General features: G+C 74.6%; 22 protein-coding genes. 14 read left to right on the top strand and 8 right to left on the bottom strand.

The features are described from left to right. The first annotated feature begins 78 nt into the window (after nucleotides 1-78). The 5 genes from rpsB (at nucleotide 79) to E9529_RS11875 (ending at nucleotide 4598) form a co-directional block, all read left to right on the top strand. A complete protein-coding gene (rpsB, locus tag E9529_RS11895) occupies nucleotides 79-1014 on the top strand; it encodes a 30S ribosomal protein S2 (RefSeq protein WP_236831362.1) in 936 nt (311 codons plus the stop codon). Between the two features lie 89 nt (nucleotides 1015-1103). Next, nucleotides 1104-1919, top strand: coding sequence for a translation elongation factor Ts (gene tsf / locus E9529_RS11890; RefSeq protein WP_236831361.1), 816 nt, complete (start codon nucleotides 1104-1106; stop codon nucleotides 1917-1919). A gap of 171 nt (nucleotides 1920-2090) precedes the next feature. Beyond that, nucleotides 2091-2840, top strand: coding sequence for a UMP kinase (gene pyrH / locus E9529_RS11885; RefSeq protein WP_236831379.1), 750 nt, complete (start codon nucleotides 2091-2093; stop codon nucleotides 2838-2840). A gap of 68 nt (nucleotides 2841-2908) precedes the next feature. After that, nucleotides 2909-3466: a ribosome recycling factor gene (gene frr / locus E9529_RS11880; protein ID WP_236831360.1), complete on the top strand. Its 558-nt coding sequence runs from the start codon at nucleotides 2909-2911 to the stop codon at nucleotides 3464-3466. Between the two features lie 136 nt (nucleotides 3467-3602). Further along, complete coding sequence (locus E9529_RS11875) at nucleotides 3603-4598, top strand: phosphatidate cytidylyltransferase (protein WP_236831359.1); 996 nt, start codon at nucleotides 3603-3605, stop codon at nucleotides 4596-4598. On the opposite strand, the gene E9529_RS11870 is transcribed toward E9529_RS11875, so the two are convergent. Further along, on the bottom strand, nucleotides 4595-5701 hold the full coding sequence (locus tag E9529_RS11870) for a GNAT family N-acetyltransferase (RefSeq protein ID WP_236831358.1): 1107 nt from the start codon (nucleotides 5699-5701) through the stop codon (nucleotides 4595-4597). The two genes, E9529_RS11875 and E9529_RS11870, sit on opposite strands and share 4 nt — an antisense overlap. 17 nt (nucleotides 5702-5718) lie before the next feature. On the opposite strand from E9529_RS11870, the gene E9529_RS11865 reads away from it, so the two are divergent. Continuing rightward, nucleotides 5719-6369, top strand: a complete 651-nt coding sequence (locus E9529_RS11865) for an RNA methyltransferase (RefSeq protein ID WP_236831357.1) — start codon at nucleotides 5719-5721, stop codon at nucleotides 6367-6369. Here E9529_RS11865 and E9529_RS11860 read toward each other — a convergent pair. After that, nucleotides 6366-7136 (bottom strand): polyphosphate kinase 2 family protein, encoded by a 771-nt coding sequence (locus tag E9529_RS11860; protein WP_236831356.1) that lies wholly within the window; start codon nucleotides 7134-7136, stop codon nucleotides 6366-6368. The genes E9529_RS11865 and E9529_RS11860 overlap by 4 nt on opposite strands. Nucleotides 7137-7230: 94 nt before the next feature. On the opposite strand from E9529_RS11860, the gene rlmN reads away from it, so the two are divergent. Beyond that, a complete protein-coding gene (gene rlmN, locus E9529_RS11855; protein ID WP_236831355.1) occupies nucleotides 7231-8409 on the top strand; it encodes a 23S rRNA (adenine(2503)-C(2))-methyltransferase RlmN in 1179 nt (392 codons plus the stop codon). Then, nucleotides 8406-9122, top strand: a complete 717-nt coding sequence (locus tag E9529_RS11850; RefSeq protein WP_236831354.1) for a VIT1/CCC1 transporter family protein — start codon at nucleotides 8406-8408, stop codon at nucleotides 9120-9122. Before rlmN ends, E9529_RS11850 begins: the two co-directional genes overlap by 4 nt. Before the next feature lie 195 nt (nucleotides 9123-9317). Here E9529_RS11850 and E9529_RS22730 read toward each other — a convergent pair whose 3' ends face one another. From E9529_RS22730 to E9529_RS11835, 3 genes are all read right to left on the bottom strand, one after another. Then, nucleotides 9318-9617 carry a DUF2631 domain-containing protein gene (locus tag E9529_RS22730; RefSeq protein WP_236831353.1) on the bottom strand — a complete coding sequence of 100 codons (300 nt, stop codon included), beginning with the start codon at nucleotides 9615-9617 and terminating at the stop codon, nucleotides 9318-9320. Between the two features lie 60 nt (nucleotides 9618-9677). Beyond that, on the bottom strand, nucleotides 9678-10577 hold the full coding sequence (locus E9529_RS11840; RefSeq protein ID WP_236831352.1) for an LCP family protein: 900 nt from the start codon (nucleotides 10575-10577) through the stop codon (nucleotides 9678-9680). 80 nt (nucleotides 10578-10657) lie between these two features. Beyond that, complete coding sequence (locus E9529_RS11835; protein ID WP_236831351.1) at nucleotides 10658-11575, bottom strand: hypothetical protein; 918 nt, start codon at nucleotides 11573-11575, stop codon at nucleotides 10658-10660. Between the two features lie 272 nt (nucleotides 11576-11847). Between E9529_RS11835 and dxr the strand changes: the two genes are divergently transcribed. After that, nucleotides 11848-13044, top strand: coding sequence for a 1-deoxy-D-xylulose-5-phosphate reductoisomerase (gene dxr / locus E9529_RS11830; protein WP_236831350.1), 1197 nt, complete (start codon nucleotides 11848-11850; stop codon nucleotides 13042-13044). 22 nt (nucleotides 13045-13066) lie between these two features. Beyond that, nucleotides 13067-14416: an RIP metalloprotease gene (locus tag E9529_RS11825; protein ID WP_236831349.1), complete on the top strand. Its 1350-nt coding sequence runs from the start codon at nucleotides 13067-13069 to the stop codon at nucleotides 14414-14416. On the opposite strand, the gene E9529_RS11820 is transcribed toward E9529_RS11825, so the two are convergent. Then, on the bottom strand, nucleotides 14391-15308 hold the full coding sequence (locus E9529_RS11820) for an EamA family transporter (protein WP_236831348.1): 918 nt from the start codon (nucleotides 15306-15308) through the stop codon (nucleotides 14391-14393). The two genes, E9529_RS11825 and E9529_RS11820, sit on opposite strands and share 26 nt — an antisense overlap. A gap of 71 nt (nucleotides 15309-15379) precedes the next feature. On the opposite strand from E9529_RS11820, the gene E9529_RS11815 reads away from it, so the two are divergent. The 4 genes from E9529_RS11815 to E9529_RS11800 all read left to right on the top strand — a co-directional run bounded on the left by E9529_RS11815 (nucleotide 15380) and on the right by E9529_RS11800 (nucleotide 20361). Beyond that, nucleotides 15380-16312 carry a LysR family transcriptional regulator gene (locus E9529_RS11815; protein ID WP_236831347.1) on the top strand — a complete coding sequence of 311 codons (933 nt, stop codon included), beginning with the start codon at nucleotides 15380-15382 and terminating at the stop codon, nucleotides 16310-16312. A gap of 78 nt (nucleotides 16313-16390) precedes the next feature. Next, complete coding sequence (ispG, locus tag E9529_RS11810; protein WP_255708884.1) at nucleotides 16391-17551, top strand: flavodoxin-dependent (E)-4-hydroxy-3-methylbut-2-enyl-diphosphate synthase; 1161 nt, start codon at nucleotides 16391-16393, stop codon at nucleotides 17549-17551. 3 nt (nucleotides 17552-17554) lie between these two features. After that, a complete protein-coding gene (locus E9529_RS11805; protein WP_236831346.1) occupies nucleotides 17555-18406 on the top strand; it encodes a DUF4081 domain-containing GNAT family N-acetyltransferase in 852 nt (283 codons plus the stop codon). A 65-nt stretch (nucleotides 18407-18471) separates the two neighbouring features. Continuing rightward, nucleotides 18472-20361, top strand: a complete 1890-nt coding sequence (locus tag E9529_RS11800) for a penicillin-binding transpeptidase domain-containing protein (protein ID WP_236831345.1) — start codon at nucleotides 18472-18474, stop codon at nucleotides 20359-20361. Nucleotides 20362-20373: 12 nt separating this feature from the next. Here E9529_RS11800 and E9529_RS11795 read toward each other — a convergent pair whose 3' ends face one another. Further along, a complete protein-coding gene (locus tag E9529_RS11795; RefSeq protein ID WP_236831344.1) occupies nucleotides 20374-20835 on the bottom strand; it encodes a ferritin-like domain-containing protein in 462 nt (153 codons plus the stop codon). 12 nt (nucleotides 20836-20847) lie between these two features. Then, nucleotides 20848-21336 (bottom strand): hypothetical protein, encoded by a 489-nt coding sequence (locus E9529_RS22045; protein ID WP_255708882.1) that lies wholly within the window; start codon nucleotides 21334-21336, stop codon nucleotides 20848-20850. Nucleotides 21337-21447 lie beyond the last annotated feature (111 nt).

Genomic DNA, 21447 nt, shown 5'->3' with positions numbered 1-21447 from the left:
GGCGGTGCACCACCCGGTGCCCGCGACAACCGGAATCCGCGCGGCCACGGTCGCGCGCGGAAGCAGAGAGGCTGCGAGATGGCAGTCGTCAGCATGAAGCAGCTGCTCGACAGCGGCGTCCACTTCGGGCACCAGACCCGTCGCTGGAACCCGAAGATGAAGCGCTTCATCTTCACCGAGCGCAACGGCATCTACATCATCGACCTGCAGCAGACGCTGGGGTACATCGACTCGGCCTACGAGTTCGTGAAGCAGACCGTGGCCCACGGTGGCTCGATCCTCTTCGTCGGCACCAAGCGCCAGGCGCAGGAGGTCGTCGCCGAGCAGGCGACCCGCGTGGGCATGCCCTACGTGAACCAGCGCTGGCTGGGCGGCATGCTCACCAACTTCCAGACCGTCCACAAGCGGCTCCAGCGCCTCAAGGAGCTCGAGGACATGGAGCAGACCGGCGTTCTGGTCAGCCTCTCCAAGAAGGAGCAGCTGGTCCTCAGCCGGGAGAAGGCCAAGCTCGAGCGCAGCCTCGGCGGTATCCGCGACATGCAGAAGGTGCCCAGCGCCGTCTGGATCGTGGACACCAAGAAGGAGCACATCGCCGTCGGCGAGGCCCGCAAGCTCAACATCCCGGTCGTCGCGATCCTCGACACCAACTGCGACCCCGACGAGGTCGACTACAAGATCCCGGGCAACGACGACGCGATCCGCAGCATCACCGTGCTGACCCGGGTCATCGCCGACGCCGTCGCCGAGGGCCTCATGGCCCGCTCGGCCGCGCAGGCCAACGCCGGCCGCGAGGACGGCGGCGAGCCCGCCGTTGGCGCCGGCGAGCCGCTGGCCGACTGGGAGCGCGAGCTGCTGACCGGCGGCACCGCCGAGGAGCAGGCCGCGGCCGCGACCCCGCTGCCCGAGACCCCGGCCCAGCCGGCCGAGGTCACCGCGGAGGAGGTCGCCCCGGTCGAGGGCGTGCCCGCCACCGGCAGCACGGAGACCGGCACCCAGGGCGCCCAGAACGGTTGATCACCCGGCGCCGCCCCCGTTCGCGGGGGCGGCGCCGCGGCACGCCCGCACCACCTCCCGCACCACCGACTGACCACTGAGGAAGTGACATGGCTGAGTTCACCGCAGCCGACGTCAAGCGTCTCCGCGACGCCACCGGCGCCGGCATGATGGACTGCAAGAAGGCCCTGACCGAGGCCGACGGCGACTACGACAAGGCCGTCGAGCTGCTCCGCGTCAAGGGTGCCAAGGACGTCGGCAAGCGCCTCGAGCGCTCGACGACCAACGGTGTCGTCGTCAGCAAGGACGGCGCCCTGCTCGAACTCGACTGCGAGACCGACTTCGTCGCGAAGAACGCCGACTTCGTCGCGCTGGCCGAGCGGCTGATCGAGATCGGCCTGCAGAGCAAGCCGGCGGACGCCGAGGCGCTGCTGGCCACCGAGGACAACGGCCGGACCGTCGCCGCGCTGATCGAGGCCGAGTCGGCCCGCATCGGCGAGAAGCTGGTCCTCAGCCGGTTCGTCGCGTTCGAGGGCACCACCGCCACCTACCTGCACAAGCGGGCCACCGACCTGCCCCCGGCCATCGGTGTCGCCGTGCAGTACTCCGGTGGCAGCGAGGACGCCGCCCGCAGCCTGGCGATGCACATCGCCGCCGCGCGGCCGCGCTACCTCACCCGTGACGAGGTCCCGGCCGAGGCGGTCGAGACCGAGCGTCGCGTCGCCGAGCAGACCGCCAAGGAGGAGGGCAAGCCCGAGCAGGCGATCGTCAAGATCGTCGAGGGCCGGGTCAACGCCTACTTCAAGGACTTCGTCCTGCTCGAGCAGCCGTCGATCACCGAGCCCAAGCGCACGGTGAAGCAGATCGTCGACGAGGCCGGCCTGACCGTGGAGCGCTTCGCGCGCTTCGAGGTCGGCCAGGCCTGAGCCGCACCCGGTACCGGTGACCGGCCCCGTTCCCCTGTGGGACGGGGCCGGTCGTCTGTGCGGACGCCTCCGCTCGACGAGAGCCGGCCACCGGCATCCGGCAGGATCACCCACCGACAGCCCCACCACACCACCCCAGGGATGGAACCGTTGACCGACACCACCGCGCCGCTGTCCGCCCCCACCGCCTTCCGGCCCGCCGACGGGAGCGGCTACCAGCGCGTGCTGCTGAAGCTCTCGGGTGAGTCGTTCGGTGGTGGCAAGGTCGGTGTCGACGCCGACATCGTCAAGGGCATCGCGGAGCAGCTGGCGGAGGTCGTCGCGCGGGGCACGCAGGTCGCCGTCGTGATGGGTGGCGGCAACTTCTTCCGCGGGGCGGAGCTCTCCCAGGCCGGCATGGACCGCACCAAGGCCGACTACATGGGCATGCTGGGCACGGTCATGAACTGCCTGGCGCTGCAGGACTTCTGCGAGAAGGCCGGGCTGGAGACGCGGGTCCAGTCGGCCATCACGATGGGGCAGGTCGCGGAGCCCTACATCCCGCGCAAGGCCATCCGGCACCTGGAGAAGGGGCGGCTGGTCATCTTCGGCGCGGGTGCCGGGATGCCGTACTTCTCCACCGACACCGTCGCCGCCCAGCGGGCCCTGGAGATCGAGTGCCAGGTGCTGCTCATGGGCAAGAACGGGGTCGACGGCGTCTACGACGACGACCCGCGCACCAACCCCGACGCCGTCATGTACCGCGACCTGGACTACGCGACGGTGCTGGCCAAGCAGCTCAAGGTCGCCGACGCGACCGCGATCAGCCTCTGCATGGACAACCGGATGCCGATCGTGGTGTTCGACCTGCTGAGCGACGGCAACATCGCCCGCGCCACCGCAGGTGAGAGGATCGGCACGCTGATCAGCCAGCCGGCCTGACGCCGGCAGCACGATCGGGCACAGACGAGGACGTCGGCGGACGAGAACCGCCGCAGGAGGGACAAGCCGTGATCGACGACACCCTGCTCGACGCCGAGGAGCGCATGGACAAGGCCCTCTCGGTGGCGCGGGAGGACCTGGGCTCGGTCCGCACCGGCCGGGCCACGCCCTCGATGTTCAGCAAGATCGTGGTCGACTACTACGGGGCCTACACCCCGGTGCCGCAGATGGCCTCGATCACCGTGCCCGAGGCGCGGATGGCGGTGATCAAGCCTTACGACATGAGCCAGCTGACGGCCATCGAGCGGGCCATCCGCGACAGCGACCTCGGGGTGAACCCCACCAACGACGGCCAGATCCTCCGGGTGGTCTTCCCCCAGCTCACCGAGGAGCGCCGGCGCGACCTGGTGAAGCAGGCCCGCGCGAAGGGCGAGGACGCCAAGGTCGCGATCCGGAACATCCGCCGCCGCGCCAAGGAGGAGCTCGACCGCATCGCCAAGGACGGCGAGGCCGGCGAGGACGACGTGCGGCGCGCCGAGAAGGAGCTGGACGACCTCACCGCGCAGCACGTCGCGCACGTCGACGAGGCGATGAAGAACAAGGAGACCGAGCTGCTCGAGGTCTGACCCCAACGCGGCCGCCGTTCCCATGACACCTCCTCCCGCCGACCGCCCTGGCTCCCTGCGCCCGGGGGGACAGCCGTTCCCCCGGGCCGGTGAGCCGCGACCGGGCGGGCACCGGCGGGGCGACGACACCGGCCCGGTGCCGGTCGCGGCCTCCCGCCCGCTGCCGCCGCTGCCGTCGCGGGCACCGGTCCCGGTGCCCGACGAGCGGGTGTCCGACGAGGCCGAGCCCGGCGATGCCGCGCCTGCCGGTGACGACGCCCCCACCGCGACGGCGATGCCGCTGCCCGAGGAGGTCGCGGCGCTGCCCACCACGGAGCAGCCGGTGAGCCGCGCCGGGCGCAACCTCCGCGCGGCCGTCGGCGTCGGCGTCGGGCTGGTCGCGGTCATCCTGCTGTCGCTGTTCCTCTGGCGCCCGGCGTTCCTCGGCGTGCTCGTCGTGGCGATCCTCGTCGCCGTCGTCGAGCTCACGCGGGCGCTGGCGAAGGGTGGGTTCTCCGCGCCGCTGGTCCCCCTGCTCGTGGGCGCCCTCGCCATGGAGGGGCTGGCCTGGACGCGCGGGCCCACGGGCCTGCTCACCGGTTTCCTCCTCACCGCCCTCGCCGTGCTGCTGTGGCGGCTGGCCGGCGGTCCGGTCGGCTACCGCCGGGACACCGCCGCCGGCGTGCTCACCGCCCTCTACGTGCCGTTCCTGGCCGGCTTCGCCGTCCTGCTGCTCGTGCCCGACGACGGCGCCGTGCGGGTGCTCGCCTTCATCGCCACGGTCATCGCCAGCGACGTGGGCGGCTACGCGGCCGGCGTGCTGTTCGGCAGGCACCCGATGGCGCCGTCCATCAGCCCGAAGAAGTCGTGGGAGGGCATGGCCGGGTCCGTGCTCGCCTGCATGCTGGTGGCCACCCCGGTCCTGGTCCTCGGGCTGGGCGCACCCTGGTGGGGCGGGCTGCTCTTCGGCGCCGCGCTCGCCGTCTCGGCGACCGTCGGCGACCTCGCCGAGTCGCTGATCAAGCGCGACCTCGGCATCAAGGACATGGGCGACCTGCTGCCCGGCCACGGCGGGATCATGGACCGGCTGGACTCGCTGCTGCCGTCGGCCGCCGCGGCCTACCTGCTGCTGGCGCTCCTCGCCCCGGCCTAGGCCGGCCGGTCGACCGACCAGGTCGACCCGAGCCCGGTGAACCCCCGCCGGGCGTACCAGTGCCGCGGCCAGTCGTCCCCGGCGGCCTCCAGCACCACCAGGTCGCAACCGGTGGCCGAGGCCAGCTCGAGCGCGCGGGCGAGCACCGCGTCCCCGTAGCCGCGCCCACGGGCGTCGGGCTCGGTCATGACCGACTCCACCGCGGCGGTCGCGCCGTCCACCCGCAGCTGCGCCGCGGCCACCACCCGGCCGTGCTCGCGCACGACCACGTCGGTCACCGCGAGCACCCGGTCGTTGAGCTGCTCGCGGTCGACCAGCTGCCGCACCACCGGCTCCAGCTGGTCGGCGCCGAGGCCGGCGAGGTCGCGGCGCCATCCCCGGTCCCACAGCTCGTGCACCTCGCGCTGGTCGACCACCTCGGCGCGGACCGCTGCCTCGGGCGCCGGGAGGTCCGCGGGCCGCCCCATGAGGACCAGCTCCTCGGCGTTCCAGCCGAGCCCGGTGAGCTCCGCGGCCACCGCCCCGGCACCCGGCCAGGTGAGGAGCGCCGCCAAGTGCGGCCAGCCGGCGTTGCCCCCGACCTCCTCCGCGGCGGCCGCGACGGCCGCGGCGGTCACCGGCCGGGTGAGCACCAGCCGGTTGTTGTCCCGGGAGTGGGGGAGGTCGGGGTCCAGCACCGCCACCCCGCCGGGGACGTCGCCCACCCCGACCGCGCGCCGCACCGGCACCGAGCTGTACAGGGCCACCGCACGGCCGAGCGCGTCGTCGGGCGCGGGGAGCTCGACCGGCGTCGGCGGCCGGTAGGGGAGGACCGCCACGACCGACCACGTGGGCAGCGGGGCGTGGAGGTGCGGGAAGAGCGATCCTGCCGGGTCGTCGGGGTGGCCCGGTTCCCAGCGCACCGGCTCCGGGAGCCGCGCGGGGTCGACGACGAGCAGCGCCAGGTCGCGCCGGCCGGGGAACAGCCGCTGCGCCGGCAGGTGCACCTGCTCGGGCGCGGAGAGGTGCACGAAGCCATCGGGCCCGGGGGCGACGGAGCCCGCGCGCAGCGCGGCCCGCCACGCGGGCGGCTCGACCAGGTGCAGGAGGACGCCGTCGGTCACCCTGCCATCCTCCCTGGGTGCGCGAGGACGAACTGCCCGGCCCCACCGACTGGGGCGCGACGGTCGGCGTCGGCCCCTGGGAGGGGCCGTGGCCGGACGACCCCCGGTACGACCCGCAGCTGCTCGCCGAGGGCGACCGGCGCAACGTCGTCGACCGGTACCGCTACTGGACGGTGGAGGCGATCGTCGCCGACCTCGACCGCCGTCGGCACCCCTTCCACGTCGCCATCGAGAACTTCGGGCACGACCTCAACATCGGGACGGTGGTGCGCACCGCCAACGCCTTCCTCGCTGCCGAGGTGCACGTGGTGGGCCGGCGGCGGTGGAACCGGCGCGGGGCGATGGTCACCGACCGGTACCAGCACCTGCGCCACCACCCCGACGTCGGCGGGCTGCTGGCCCTCGCCGCCGAGCGGGGGCTGACCGTCGTCGCCGTCGACAACGGGCCGGGCGCGGTCCCGCTGGAGACCGCCGAGCTGCCGCGGCGCTGCGTGCTGCTCTTCGGCCAGGAGGGGCCGGGGCTGACCGAGGAGGCGCGCGCCGGCGCGGCGATGACGGTCTCGATCGCCCAGTTCGGGTCGACCCGGTCGATCAACGCCGGCGTCGCCGCCGGGATCGCCATGCACGCGTGGGTGCGCCGCCACGCCGACCTCGGGGCCGCGCGCTAGTCGTCCTGCAGCGGCGGGTCGGGGTCGATGCCCCGCGCGTGCAGCGCCGCCTCCACCGCCTCGCAGACCGCCCGGACGACGGCGACCCGCGCCCACCGCTTGTCCTCGGCGGGGACGACGTGCCACGGCGCCACCTCGGTGTGGGTGCGCTCGAGCATCTCCTCGACGGCGGCCTCGTACTCGCCGCGCTTCTCCCGGTTGCGCCAGTCCTCGTCGGTCAGCTTCCAGGCCTTGTACGGGTCGGCCCGGCGCGACTCGAAGCGGCGCAGCTGCTCCTCGGGGGAGACGTGCATCCAGAACTTCACGAGCACCGTGCCCTCGGCGGCCAGCGAGGTCTCCAGGTCGACGATCTCCTGGTAGGCCCGGCGCCACGCCTCCTCGGGGGCGAACCCCTCCACTCGCTCGACGAGCACCCGGCCGTACCAGGAGCGGTCGAGCACGGCCATGCCGCCCCAGCCGGGCAGCACCGGCCAGAACCGCCACAGGAAGTGGTGCCGCTTCTCGTCGCGGGTCGGGGCGGCGAACTGCGCCACCCGGACGTGCCGCGGGTCGAGCTCGCCGACGAGCCGCTGGATGGCGCCGCCCTTGCCGGAGGCGTCCCAGCCCTCGAAGAGCACCAGCAGCGGCGGCCCCAGCTCACCGGGACCGATCTGGCCGCCCAGCAGCAGGCGCAGGTGGACGAGGCGTTCCTGCGCGGCGGCGAGCTGCTTCTTCGCCTCCTTCTTGTCCAGTCGGAGGCCCAGGTCGACGTCGTCCAGCCGGCTCATGCGCACCGACCCTGCCAGGGATCCGCCCGGTCCGCGTGAGTTCGCTCTCCGCACCCGGTCCGCCGGGCCCGGGAGTGGGACGATGGGGAGTGCCATGACTGCCCTGCCCCTGGTCTTCGACGCCCCCCGCCGCGGCAAGCCGCCGCGCCACCTCGCCGACCTCACCCGGGAGGAGGCTCGCGCCGCGGTGGCCGACCTCGGCCAGCCGGCGTTCCGCGCCGACCAGCTGGCGCGGCACTACTACCGCGGGACCACCGACCCGGCGCAGATGACCGACATCCCGGCGGCCGCCCGCGAGACGCTGCGCGAGGCGCTGCTGCCCGAGCTGCTCACGGTGGTGCGGCACCAGACCGCCGACAACGGCCGCACCCGCAAGACCCTGTGGCGGCTGCACGACGGCGCGCTGGTGGAGAGCGTGCTCATGCGCTACCCCGATCGCGCCACCGTCTGCATCTCCAGCCAGGCCGGCTGCGGCATGGCCTGCCCCTTCTGCGCGACCGGCCAGGCCGGGCTGACCCGCAACCTCTCCGCCGCCGAGATCATCGGCCAGGCGGTGGCCGCCGCCGCGGCGATGGCCGACGGCGAGGTCGCCGGCGGGCCGGGGCGGCTGTCCAACGTGGTCTTCATGGGCATGGGGGAGCCGCTGGCCAACTACGCGCGCGTGCGGGCCACCCTCGACGCGCTGCTCGGCACCGCCCCCTACGGGCTGGGTCTCTCGCAGCGGTCGGTGACGGTCTCCACGGTGGGCCTGGTGCCCGCGATCCGCCGGCTCACCGAGGAGGGTCGCAACGTCACCCTCGCCGTCAGCCTGCACGCGCCGGACGACGAGCTGCGCGACACCCTGGTGCCGATCAACACCCGCTGGAAGGTCGGCGAGGTCATCGAGGCCGCCGACGCCTACGCGCAGCGGACCGGCCGGCGCTACTCGGTGGAGTACGCGCTCATCCGCGACGTGAACGACCAGCCGTTCCGCGCCGACCTGCTGGGCCGGCTGCTGGCGGGCAAGCTCGCGCACGTCAACCTCATCCCGCTCAACCCGACGCCGGGCAGCCCCTGGGACGCCAGCCCGCTGCCGGCCCAGCGGGAGTTCGTCGCCCGGCTGCGGGCCGCCGGGGTGGCGACGACGGTGCGCGACACCCGCGGTCAGGACATCGACGGCGCCTGCGGGCAGCTCGCCGCCGCCGACCGGGTCGAGGGCGTGCCCGCAGTGGCGCTGCCCACCCCGGCCGTCGAGGCGCCGGTCCCGCTCGGCGCGGAGGCCGACCAGGGGTGAGCGGGGCGCCGCCCGAGGCCGAGGCCCACGAGCACTCCCACGCCGACGTCTCCGGCGGCTGGCTGCGGGCCGCCGTCTTCGGGGCGATGGACGGCCTGGTGACCAACACCGCGCTGGTCGCCGGGGTCGGTGGCGGCGGCGCCGCCCCGCGGGCCATCGTGCTCGCCGGGGTGGCCAGCCTCGTCGCCGGCGCGATCTCGATGGCGCTGGGCGAGTACACCTCGGTCAAGACGCAGAACGAGCAGCTGGACCTGGAGGTCGAGAAGGAGCGCCGGGAGCTCGAGCGGAACCCCGAGGGGGAGCTGGCGGAGCTGGTCGAGATGCTGCGGGTCCGCGGCGTCGACGAGCGGCTGGCCCGCACGGTGGCCGTGCAGCTGTCCCGGGACCCCGAGACCGCCCTCCGCCTGCACGTCGTCGCGGAGATCGGACTCAGCCCGGAGGACAAGCCCTCGCCGCGCCTGGCGGCCGTCTCGTCGTTCCTGACCTTCGGCACCGGGGCCCTGCTGCCCCTGCTGCCGTACCTGCTGGGCGTGCCGGTGCTGTGGGTCGCACTGCTCTGCGGTGGGCTGGGCCTGCTGGTGGCCGGGGCGCTGTCGTCCCGCTTCACGCCCCGGCCGTGGTGGTACGGCGGCCTGCGCCAGCTCCTGCTCGGGGCGGCGGCGGCCGGTACGACCTACCTGATCGGTGCGGCGATCGGCGTCAGCGTCACCTGAGTCCGGAGCTCGACGGCGAGGTGACCCCGACCGCACACGTCGAGGACACCGTCGGGGCCGGCTGGGGCGCAGGAAGGCGATGTCGAGCCGTTCCCCCGACCGTTGGGCCGCGCCACGGCGCGGTCCGACGGTCGGCTATGCGGCTCGACCCGCGCGGCAGCGCGTGCTGCCGGCCCGAGGTGCGACCGTCGGCCGTCAGCGGCGCCAGGCGGTCTTCTTGCGGCGCAGGTCCCAGATGAGGACGAGGGCCATCACGCCGGCGAGGGCGATGAGCCACACGTCCTCGACGCGGCCCTCGTGGTTGCCGAACAGGTAGAGCAGGATGACGCCGGTCGCGATCCAGCCACCGATCTGGCCCCACTTGCCGGTCTCGCCGTGCCAGCCCCAGTCCTCCGGCTGCTCGTGCTCGACGGGGTGCTCGCCGGCGCGGACGACGCCCTCTTCGCGGCCGGGCTGGTTGACCCGCTGGGTCGACGGGGAGTGCGGTGCGGTCACCCGGTCATTCTGACAGGACCGGGCGCCGGGCACGCTCCGAGGTGCCGGACCGGCGGGTCGTCAGCCGTCGCAGGAGAGCCCGGCCCCGGCGATCGCGGCAGTGGTCTCCGCCGTCGGGGGGCGGGCGAGCCCTCCACCCGCCGGATCGCCCACCGGCAGCACCCGTGCTTCGCCCAGGCCGCCCAGGGCCAGGTCGAGCAGGTCGGTCAGCGCGGTCCCCGGGTCGGTGGCGACGGCGTCGGAGGCTGACCACGCGATCGCCTGCAGCCGCCAAGGCTGCCCCCCGGACGCCCGCACCCGGTCGGCCAGCGCGGCGAGCACGGCACCGGCTGCGCTCGCCCGTCCGTCGGGGTCGACAGGGGCGGGCACCCAGGCGCCGTCCACCAAGTGCTCCGGGTGGCGTGAGCGGACCAGCGCCAGCGCCGTCGCCCCGTCCACGTGCGTGCGCCCGGCGGTCTCGAGCAGCAGACCCGCGGCGGGGTCGCGCACCGGCTGCGGCACGTCCACCTGCATCCCGCCGGCGGCGTCGACCACGGCCGCGAAGCCGGCGAGGTCCACCGTGACCAGGTGGTCGGTGGGGATGCCGATCCCGCACAGCGCCGCCACCGTGGCCTGCGGCCCGTCCAGCCAGGTCAGGGCGAGCCGGTCCGCGCTGCGGCCGTGGATCACCACGAGGTCGCGGGGGATCGAGAACGCCGTGGTCCCGGCGTCGGTCTGGTGCACCACCAGGACCACGTCCGCCCGGCTGCCCGGCACCGCCTCCGGCGTGCCGAAGTCCCGGACGTCGGCGCCATCGGGGAGCCGCTCGCGGGAGTCCAGGCCGATCAGGACCCAGGTGCGGCCGTCGGCGTCCCCAGGGCCGGCCGCGAGGTCGACGTCCAGCCGGTCGACCCGTGCCGCCACCACGGCGGCGTCGACGGCCACGATGCCGAGGAGGACGAGCAGCGCCACCAGGGCCACCGGCAGACGGCGCCCGGAACGCGCCGGACGCCGGCCAGGGGATCCCTGGCCGGCGTCCGGGTGGTGCGACGAGGTCATGCTCAGGCCTGCGAGGCTCCCGACCGGCGGCGGGAGACGACCAGCGCGCCGGCACCGGCGGCGAGCAGGCCGGCGCCGAGGCTCAGCGGCAGGGCGATGCTGGCACCGGTGTAGGCCAGGCCGTCGGCGGCGGTGGTGGCGGCAGCGACCTGCAGGGACTCCTGGAAGTAGGTCCCCTGGTTGCCCTCGAGGACGAGGGTGTGGGTGCCCGCGGTGGTGCCGGCCGGCAGGGCGAACTCGGCGGTGACGACGCCATCGGCGTCCGCGTCGAAGGTGCCGATCACCGTGGGGGTCGAGTGCATGGTCAGCGTGACCTTCTCGAAGGGCTTGAAGCCCTTGTAGACCTTGACCACCTTCTGGCCGAGGACGGCGTTCTTCGTGACAGCGCCCGTGGTCTGGGCGGCGACACCGGCGGTGTTGGCCGACTCGCCGCGGATGGCGCCGGGGGTCGGGGTCTCGGTCTTCGGGGCGTCGGTCTTCGGGCCGTCGGTGACCGGGGTGTCGGTGACCGGGGCCGTGACCTCGATCTCGACGATCGGGTAGAACTGCTCCTCTTCCACGCCCAGGTAGACGTTGAGGCACGTGATGTCGATCAAGTGGTCGCCGGCGTCGCCGACCGGGAAGAAGACCTCGGCGCTCCAGGTGCCGTCGTTCGCGGGCTCAGCGGCGAAGACGACCTCCTCGAGCTTCTGCGACCCGCTGTCGGTGATGATGCCGACGGTCGCCCCGAACTCCTCGTCGCGGGTGTAGCAGCCCACCCCGCTGATGGTGAACTTCTCCCCGGCCACGACCGTGCTGGGCGCTTCCACAGCGGGGAGGTCCGCGGCCAGGGCGCTCGGCGCGAAGGCCAGGCCGAGGGAAGCGGTGACGACGGCGAGGCCCGTGGTGGCGGCGACGCGCGTGGTGGTGCGGTGCGACATGGAGAGCTCCGTTGGTCAGGGCCCGGACTCCCGAGCCGTCGCGGTGAGTATCGGCACGTCCCGGGGTCAGATGTAGCTAAACGCCGACGACACGCTGGTAGAGGTCCGCGGCATGGTCCATCTCCACCAACCGAGCGAGTCGTGAGTCGTCGCATAGATCCGGAACTGCCCAACATCGCCCGATCCGATGTCGCATTCTGCTGTTGCCGGAGGTCGTGCGGCGCCGGCTGCTGGGCTGCAGTCGTCGTCGAAATGCTTGGCAGGATGCCCGCATGAGCGAGCCGCGCGAGGTCACCGTCCTGGGCTCCACCGGGTCCATCGGCCGACAGGCGCTGGCGGTCGCCGCCCAGAACCCCGGCCGCCTGCGCATCACCGGCGTCGCCGCCGGGGGCGGTGACGTCGCCCTGCTGGCTGAGCAGGCGCTGGAGCTGGGTGTGCGGACGGTCGCCGTCGCGCGGGCCACCGCCGCGCAGGACCTGCAGCTGGCCTTCTACGCCGCGGCGCAGCAACGCGGCTGGGCCAAGGGGGAGTTCGCGCTGCCCGAGATCCTGGCCGGCCCGCGCGCCGCCGAGGAGCTGGCTGCCCGGCCGGCCGACGTCGTCCTCAACGGGATCACCGGGTCGATCGGGCTGGGACCCACGCTGTCGGCGCTCCGAGCCGGGCGCACCGTCGCACTGGCCAACAAGGAGTCGCTCGTCGCCGGCGGTGACCTGGTGCTCGCCGCCGCCGCGCCGGGCCAGCTGGTGCCGGTCGACTCCGAGCACTCCGCCCTCGCCCAGTGCCTGCGCGGTGGGTCCCGCGACGAGGTCGCCCGGCTGGTGCTGACGGCCAGCGGGGGGCCGTTCCGCGGGCGCACCGCCGCCGAGCTCGCGCAGGTCACCGTCGAGCAGGCGTTGGCCCACCCGACCTGGGCGATGGGGCCCGTCGTCACCATCAACTCGGCGACGCTGGTGAACAAGGGGCTCGAGCTGATCGAGGCCCACCTGCTCTTCGGCGTGCCCTACGCGGACATCGACGTCGTCGTGCACCCCCAGTCGATCGTGCACTCGATGGTCACCTTCGCCGACGGCGCGACGATCGCCCAGGCCAGCCCGCCGGACATGCGCCTGCCGATCGCGCTGGGTCTGGCCTGGCCCGACCGGCTGCCCGACGTGCAGCCCGGCCTCGACTGGTCGACGGCGAGCACCTGGGAGTTCCTGCCGCTGGACGAGGAGGCGTTCCCGGCCGTGCGGCTGGCCCGCGCGGCCGGCGAGGCAGGGGGCGTGGTGCCCGCGATGTACAACGCCGCGAACGAGGAGGCGGTCGCCGCGTTCACGGCGGGTCGGCTGTCGTTCCCAGGGATCGTCCAGCTCGTCGCGCGTACCCTCGACGCCGCGCCGGACATCGGCGCCCCCACCTGCGTCGAGGACGTGCTGGCGGCGGAGAAGTGGGCCCGGGAGCACGCCCGGGGCGTCATCGCCGGAGGCTGAGCTGAGCGGATTCCTGCTGACGGTGCTGGGGATCGTCCTCTTCGCCGTCGGCCTGATGTTCTCCATCGCCTTCCACGAGGCCGGGCACTTCTGGTGGGCGCGGAAGTTCGGCATGCGCGTGCCGCAGTTCATGGTCGGCTTCGGCCCCACCGTGTTCTCCCGGCGCCGCGGCGAGACCGAGTACGGCATCAAGGCCGTCCCGCTCGGCGGCTACATCCGCATCGTCGGCATGATCCCGCCGGCCGAGGAGGGCGAGAGCAAGCGCGCCACCCGGATGCGCAGCTTCATCGCGGAGGTCCGCGGCCAGGCGCTCAACGACGTCCGGCCCAGCGACGGTGACCGGGTCTTCTACAAGAAGCCGTGGTGGCAGCGGGTCATCGTGATGTTCGCCGGGCCCTTCCACAACCTGGTGCTCGCCGTCGTCTTCTTCGCCGTCGTCCTGATGGGCTTCGGCATCCCGGAGATCACCACGACCATCCGCCAGGTGCCCGACTGCGTGCTGCCCGCGGGCGCGGCCAGCGCCACCGCGGAGGACCCCTGCGCCGTCCCCATCACGCCGGAGGGTGCGCTGTGCGAGGCCGGCGCCGCGGGCTGCGCGCTGCCACCGCGCAGCCCCGCCGCCCGGGCCGGCCTGCAGGCGGGCGACACCGTGGTCGCGCTCGACGGCGAGCCGGTGTCGCAGGAGACCGACGTCGGCTGGGAGCAGGTGCAGGACGCGATCCGCGCCAGCGCCGACCAGCCCGTGGTGTTCACCGTCGAGCGCGACGGGGAGCGGCTCGACCTCACCGTCACGCCGATCGAGAACGTCGTCTACGCCGACGAGGAGGGCCAGGCGACCCAGGTCGTCGGCTTCGTCGGCATCAGCCCGCTCCAGCGCGAGGTGCGCCAGCCGGTGGGCGAGGTGCCCGGCCACTTCGCCGACATCCTGGTGCGCTCGGTGGACCGCCTGGTGGAGATCCCCGAGCGCGTCCCGCAGCTGTTCCGGGCCGCGTTCCTCGGCGAGGAGCGGGACCCGCTCGGGCCGATCGGCGTGGTCGGCGTCAGCCGCATCTCCGGGGAGGTCTTCGCCCTCGAGCAGCTCTCCCCGGTGCAGAAGATCGGCTACTTCGTGCAGCTGCTGGCCGGGCTGAACCTGGTCCTGTTCCTGTTCAACCTGCTGCCCATCTACCCGCTGGACGGCGGGCACGTCGCCGGGGCGCTGTACGAGAAGGCGCGCTCGACGGTCGCCCGGCTCCGCGGGCGGCCCGACCCGGGGCCGTTCGACATCGCCCGCCTGATGCCCGTCGCCTACGCCGTCGCCGGGCTCTTCCTCGGGCTGTCGCTGCTGCTGCTCATCGCCGACGTCGTCAACCCGGTCCGGCTGGCTGGGTGACCGGCGCGACCGGCGTCGAGCGGCGCCGACGGGCCGGCCGCGAGGCGACGAGGACGCCGCCCACCACGAAGGCGCCGGCGACGAGCTCCACCGGGTCGAGGACCTCGCCGAAGGCCAGCCACGACGCGAGGACGCCGACCACCGGCACCAGCATCGAGAACGGGGCGACCACGTTCGACGGGTGCCGGGAGAGCAGCGTGTTCCAGATCCCGTAGCCGACCAGCGTGGCGACCACGACGACGTAGAGGAGCCCGAGCACCGACGGCAGGGCGTCCGCCGTGGCCGCGGTCGCCAGCGAGCGCAGGATGCGGTCGGGACCCTCGACGGCCAGCGCGAGGGCGAGCATCGGCAGCGGGGGGATCGTCGCCGACCAGAGCGTGAGGTGCAGCGCGTTCGGCGCCCGGGCGCGGCGGCTGCAGACGTTGCCGACGGCCCAGCCGAGCGCGCCGCAGAGGGTGAGCACGACGGGCAGCCAGGCGGCCGTCTGCGCGCGGTGGCCGGCGATGGCGGCCAGGCCGAGGACGGCGAGCAGCACCCCGGCGAGCTGGCGGGCGGAGAGCCGCTCGTGCAGCCAGATCCCGGCGAGGAGGACCGTGAACGGCGCCGAGGCCTGCAGGACCAGGGAGGCCAGCCCGCTCGGCATGCCCGCCGCCATCCCGGCATACAGGAAGGCGAACTGCAGCAGGCCGATGCCCAGCCCCACGCCGACCAGCCAGCGCAGCGCGACCGGCGGCCGCGGGACGAGCAGCAGCGCGGGCAGCGCCACGAGCGCGAAGCGCAGGGCGACCGCGAACAGCGGCGGGAAGTGCTCCAGGGCCAGCGCCGTGGCCGGGAAGTTGGTCCCCCAGCACACCGCGACGAGGCAGGCGAGGAGGCGGTCGCGGAGGGGCACGACATCAGCCTCCGGGTCGACTCCATGAAGGACAAGCGCGAAGTCGTGCATCGTCACTGTAGGTTGCCTTCATGGTCGAGGTGGGGCTCTGGGAGCGGGTCGAGCCCGGGCAGCTCCTCCTGCTGCGGGAGCTGGCCGAGCACGGGTCGGTGACCGCCGTCGCCCGGGCCACCACGAGGACGCCGTCGGCGGTGTCCCAGCAGCTCAAGGTGCTGCAGCGGCGGCTGGGGGTGCCGCTGGTCGAACGGGTGGGCCGGGGCGTGCGCCTGACCGATGCGGGCCGGGCGCTGGCCGACATCGCCGCCACGGTGGCGACCGCCCTCGCCGTGGCCGAGGCCGACTGGCAGAGCTACCGCGGAGCCGTTGCCGGCACGGTCCGCCTCGCGCTGTTCCACTCGGCGGGGGAGCTGCTCGTCCCGGGGCTGCTCGACCGGCTCGCCGCCCACCCCGGCATCGTGCTGGAGACCTTCGACGAGGACGTGCTGCAGGACGACTTCGCCGCGCTGACCAGCGACTACGACATCGTGGTCGCCCACCGGTCCGACGACGTCGTCGCACCGGGCCGGGGCCGGGTCGTCGTCCGCCCCCTGCTCCGCGAGCCGCTGGACGTGGCGCTGCCGCTGGACCACCCGCTGGCCGGCCGTCCGCGCATCACGCCTGCCGACGTGATCCACGAGGACTGGATCGTGCCCCCGGCGGACTTCCCGATCGAGCGGGTGCTGACCGCCATCGCCGCCCGGGCGGGGGCTCCGGCCCGGGTCGTGCGCCGGACGATCCACCTGCCCCTGATGGAGCGGCTGGTCGCGCGGGGGCACGGCATCGCGCTCCTGCCCCGGCACACCACGCGGGACCGGGCCGAGGGGCGGCTGGCGCTGGTGCCGCTGGCCGACCTCCGCGCCGGGCGGGTCATCGAGGCGCTGGTGCGCTCCGACGTCGCCGCCCGGAGGGCGGTCCAGGTCGTGCTCGACGAGCTGGTCGCCGAGGCCGCCCCGTACCGGACCTGAGCGTCCGCCGCCTCCCCGGACGCGCACGTCACAGCCGCTCCACCGGCGCGGACGCGGCGGCGGGGGATACTGGGCGGCATGGCGATCCCCGTCGGCCTCGGCATGCCCGCTGCGCCCCCGCCCGTGCTCGCTCCGCGCCGGAAGACCCGGCAGCTGGACGTCGGCGGTGTCGGCGTCGGCAGCGACTTCCCCGTCAGCGTCCAGTCGATGACGACGACGAAGACCGCCGACATCAACGCCACGCTCCAGCAGATCGCCGAGCTCACCGCCTCGGGCTGCCAGATCGTGCGCGTCGCGGTGCCCGACACCGACGACGCCGAGGCGCTGCCGATCATCGCGAAGAAGTCGCAGATCCCGGTGATCGCCGACATCCACTTCCAGCCGCGGTACGTCTTCGCCGCGATCGACGCCGGGTGCGCCGCCGTCCGCGTGAACCCCGGCAACATCAAGAAGTTCGACGACAAGGTCGGCGAGATCGCGAAGGCGGCCAAGGGTGCCGGCATCCCGATCCGCATCGGCGTCAACGCCGGCTCGCTGGACAAGCGACTGCTCGCCAAGTACGGCAAGGCGACGCCGGAGGCGCTGGTCGAGTCGGCCCTGTGGGAGTGCTCCCTGTTCGAGGAGCACGACTTCCGCGACATCAAGATCTCGGTCAAGCACAACGACCCGGTGGTCATGGTGCGGGCCTACGAGCTGCTCGCCGCGCAGTGCGACTACCCGCTGCACCTCGGCGTCACCGAGGCCGGCCCGGCGTTCCAGGGCACCATCAAGTCCGCCGTCGCGTTCGGCGCCCTGCTGAGCAAGGGCATCGGCGACACCATCCGCGTCTCGCTCTCGGCCCCGCCGGCCGAGGAGGTCAAGGTCGGCAACCAGATCCTGGAGTCGCTGAACCTCAAGCAGCGCGGCCTGGAGATCGTCAGCTGCCCGTCGTGCGGGCGCGCGCAGGTCGACGTCTACAAGCTCGCCAACGAGGTCACCGCGGGCTTGGAGGGCATGGAGGTGCCGCTGCGCGTCGCCGTCATGGGCTGCGTCGTCAACGGGCCGGGGGAGGCGCGCGAGGCCGACCTCGGCGTCGCCTCGGGCAACGGCAAGGGGCAGATCTTCGTCAAGGGCGAGGTGATCAAGACCGTGCCCGAGTCCCAGATCGTCGAGACCCTCATCGAGGAGGCCATGCGCATCGCCGGTGAGCACGTCGACGCCGGCGAGCCCTCCGGGCCGCCGGTCGTCAGCGTCAGCTGACCCGTGCTCCGTACGCCCGCCGCGCGCGTCCTCGACGAGGCCGACGAGCCGGCCGTGCTCCGGCTGCTGGCCACGGACCCGGTCGCGGCCTGCGTCGTGGCCGGCCGGGTCGAGGCGGCGGGCACCGCTGCGATCTCGCTCGGCGCGCCCCTCTGGGGCATCGGCAGCGGCCGCGAGCTCGACGCGATCTGCCTGGCCGGCGCGAACCTCATCCCGTTCGCGCTGCCCGGCACCGAGCGCGCCGCCGCCGTCGCCTTCGCCGAGCGGGCCCGCCGGGCCGGGCGCCGCTGCTCCACCATCGTGGGTCCCGCCGCCGCCGTGGCACCCCTGTGGGAGCTGCTCGCCCCGGCGTGGGGGCCGGCGCGCGACCACCGTCCCCGGCAGCCGCTGATGGCGATCGACGGGCCACCCGCCGTCGCCCCGGAACCACGGGTGCGGCCGGTGCGCACCGACGAGCTCGACGTGCTGCTCCCGGCCGCCGTGGCGATGTTCACCGAGGAGGTCGGGGTCAGCCCGCTCCGGGTCGACGGCGGCGCCGGCTACCGCGCCCGGGTCGACGAGCTGGTGCGGGCCGGGCAGTCGCTGGCCTGGATCGAGGACGGTCGGGTGCTGTTCAAGGCCGAGATCGGCGCGGTCTGCCGGGCGGCCTGCCAGGTGCAGGGGGTCTGGGTGGCGCCGGCGCTGCGCGGGCGGGGGATCGGCACGGCCTGCACCGCCGCGGTGGTCGAGTACGCCCGCGCGGCCATCGCCCCGGTCGTGAGCCTCTACGTCAACGACTACAACACCCGGGCCCGCGCCTCCTACCGCCGCGTCGGGTTCCGCGAGGTCGGTGAGTACGCCAGCGTCCTCTTCTGAGGGGCGCGCGCCGGGCGCAGCGAGCCGTGGTGGGCGCGACGCCGGGTCTCTGGGAACCTGTGCCGGTGCGCACCCGCCCCACCCCGGCCCTGCTGATCCCCGTCCTGCTCGCCGCGCCGGTGCTGGCCGGCTGCTCGGGGAGCGAGGACGACGTGCGGGCGGCCGCGGAGTCCTTCCTGGCGGACTGGTCGGCCGGTGACCTCGCCGCCGCGGCCGGGGCGACCTCCGACCCGGCCGCCGCCACCGCGCTGCTCGAGCAGACGGCCGGGGACCTGCCCGGCGCGGAGCTGGCCGCGGAGGTCGGTGAGGTGACCGTCGAGGACGGCGGCGCCACCGTCGGCTGGACCGCCACCTGGGACCTGGAGGCGGCGCCGGAGTGGAGCTACCGGGGCACGCTGCGGCTGCGAGAGGGCGAGGACGCGTGGGAGGTGCTCGCCGAGCCGGCCCTCGTCCACCCCGAGCTGGGGGAGGGGCAGCGCCTCGTGCTCGACCGGCAGCTGCCGGAGCGGGCGCCGATCGCCGACGCCTCGGGCGCGCCCCTGTTCACCCCGACCGAGGTGGTCCGGGTGGGCGTCGACCCCGCCCAGGTCACCGACCTGCCGGCGCTGGCTGCGGGGCTCTCGGCGGCGACGGGGATCGCCGCCGAGGAGATCGTCGCCGACGTCGAGGCCGCACCGGAGGGGCAGTTCGTGCCGGTCATCGACCTCCGCCGGCCGCAGTTCGAGCAGATCCGCGCCCAGGTGTTCGACCTGCCCGGGGCCGTTTTCCCGACCGACACCCGGCTGCTCGCCCCCTCGTCGCGGTTCGCCGTCGCGCTCCTGGGCCGGGTTGGCCCGGCGACGGCCGAGCTCCTGGAGGAGAGCGCCGTCGACGGGGAGCCCCGGTACGCCGCCGGTGACCAGCTCGGGCTGTCCGGGCTGCAGCGCGCCTACCAGGAGCAGCTGAGCGGCACCGCCGGCTTCACCGTGGCGGTGGCCAGCACCGACGAGGCGACCGGCGACACCGGCCGCGAGATCGCCGCGGTGCCCCCGGTCCCCGGCGAGCCGGTGCGGACGCCGCTGGTGCCCGCGGTCCAGACGGCTGCGGAGGCCGCCGTCGCCACCCAGCCCCTGGCCACGCACCTCGTCGTCGTGCGCCCCGGGACCGGCGAGATCCTGGCCGTCGCCTCCAACGAGGCGGCCAACCCCGCCAACGCGCTCACCGGGCAGTTCCCCCCGGGTTCGAGCATGAAGGCGGTGACCGCGACCGCGCTGCTGGACGCCGGCGGCATCACCCCGCAGACGCCCGTGCCCTGCCCGGCGACGACGGTCGTCGAGGGGCGGGAGTTCGAGAACCAGGACCAGTTCGACCTCGGCACCGTCCCCTTCACCGAGGCCTTCGCCCAGTCCTGCAACACCACGTTCATCGAGCAGGCGCTCGAGCTCCCGGAGGCCGCGCTCGCCGACGCGGCGGCGGCCTACGGCATGGGCACCGACTGGGACCTGCCGGTCGACGTCTTCGGGGGCAGCGTCCCGCGCGACAGCACCGGCACCACCCAGGCGGCGAACGCGATCGGGCAGGGCCAGGTGCTGGTCAGCCCCGCCCAGATGGCGCTGGTCGCCGCGGGCATCGCCGGGGGCACGCCCGTGGCCCCGGTGGAGGTCGTGGGCGCCGAGGCGGCGGGTCCGGTGCCGGCCGGACCGGCGGCCGCGGTGCTCGACGCGCTCCGCCCGATGATGCGCCAGGTCGTGCTCTCCGGCACCGCCCAGGCGCTGGCCGACCGGGGCGAGGTGTACGGCAAGACCGGCACGGCCGAGTTCGGCACGGCCAGCCCGCCGGAGTCGCACGGCTGGTTCACCGGCTACCAGCTGGGCGGCCCGCAGGGCGACATCGCCTTCGCGACGCTCGTGGAGGCCGGCCGGTCCAGCAGCGCCGCGGTCGCGGTCACCGACGCCTTCCTCGGCGCCCTCGGCTGACGCGCCCTGCGGTCACCCGGTCGGGAGCCCGGGCAGGGCGCTGGTCGCCGTCGCCCGGCCCGCAGCCGCCCGCCAGCCGACGGCCCGCACCTCGGCGGCGCCGAGCACCTCCACGGCCAGCGCCCGCGTGGTCCGCTCCACGGCCCGGTCCAGCACCCGCACCCAGGCGGCGGCGACGCCCTCCTCCAGGACGACGGCGAGGGCGGCGGCATCCACCGGCGCGAGGACCGGGAAGGGCAGCTGGTAGCCCCCCTCCGGGGCGGCCGGCTCGGTGCCCCGCTCGTCGAGCAGGGTGATCAGGCGGTCGCGCACCTCGCGGTGGGCCGCCTCGGCGACCGCGGCGCTGCCGCGGTCACCCGGGCCCAGCGCCGCACCGACCGCGCCGTACCCCCACACGGCCGCGTGCTCGGCGGCCAGCGCGGCGTCCAGCGCGGCGTCCTCGGCGGCGGTGGCGGAGGTCTCGTCGTCAGCCATGGTGGGTCTCCGTCATGCCAGTCGTGCCTCGTGGCCCCGCAGGCCCGCGGCGATGGACCCCAGCAGCGCCGCCCGCGCGCCGGTCTGCTCCAGGGCTGCGTCGGCGTGGGAGGAGGCGGCGGCGGCGACCTGCGAGCGCAACCACGCCCGCGGGTCCCCGGGCGGGGGCGTGCCGGCCGGGGGAGTGGCCGACGGGGTGCTCCCGGGGGCGGCGTCGCGCAGCCGGTCGAGCTGCACACCGGCCTGCTCGGCGAGGGAGCCGGCCGCCGCGGCGAGGGCGGGGTCGGCGGCGAACGCGGCCCCGTACGCCCCGACCAGGGTTTCCTGGACGGCGACCTGCTCGGCCAGCTCGGAGGCCTGCGCGCCGGTCACCGTGTCGCGCTCGGCCACGGGGGACGAGGAGGTGCACCCGGTGGCGACGACGGCCAGCCCGGCGGCGGAGGCCACCAGCAGGGTCCGGCGGGTGAGCGTCCTCGGGCCGGGAAGGGAGGTGTGAGGCATCACCTCCATCCTCTCAGAGGGTGTTGGGTAACCGGCGTTGAGCGGAGGGTGACGGCGTGACGGCTGGCGCTCGGGCCAGCGGCGTGGCGGCTGGTGGCCGATGGTGCGTCG

This window comes from Blastococcus sp. KM273128 (assembly GCF_021698975.1).
Classification (GTDB): domain Bacteria; phylum Actinomycetota; class Actinomycetes; order Mycobacteriales; family Geodermatophilaceae; genus Blastococcus.
This window is presented reverse-complemented; position numbering and strand designations above follow the sequence as displayed.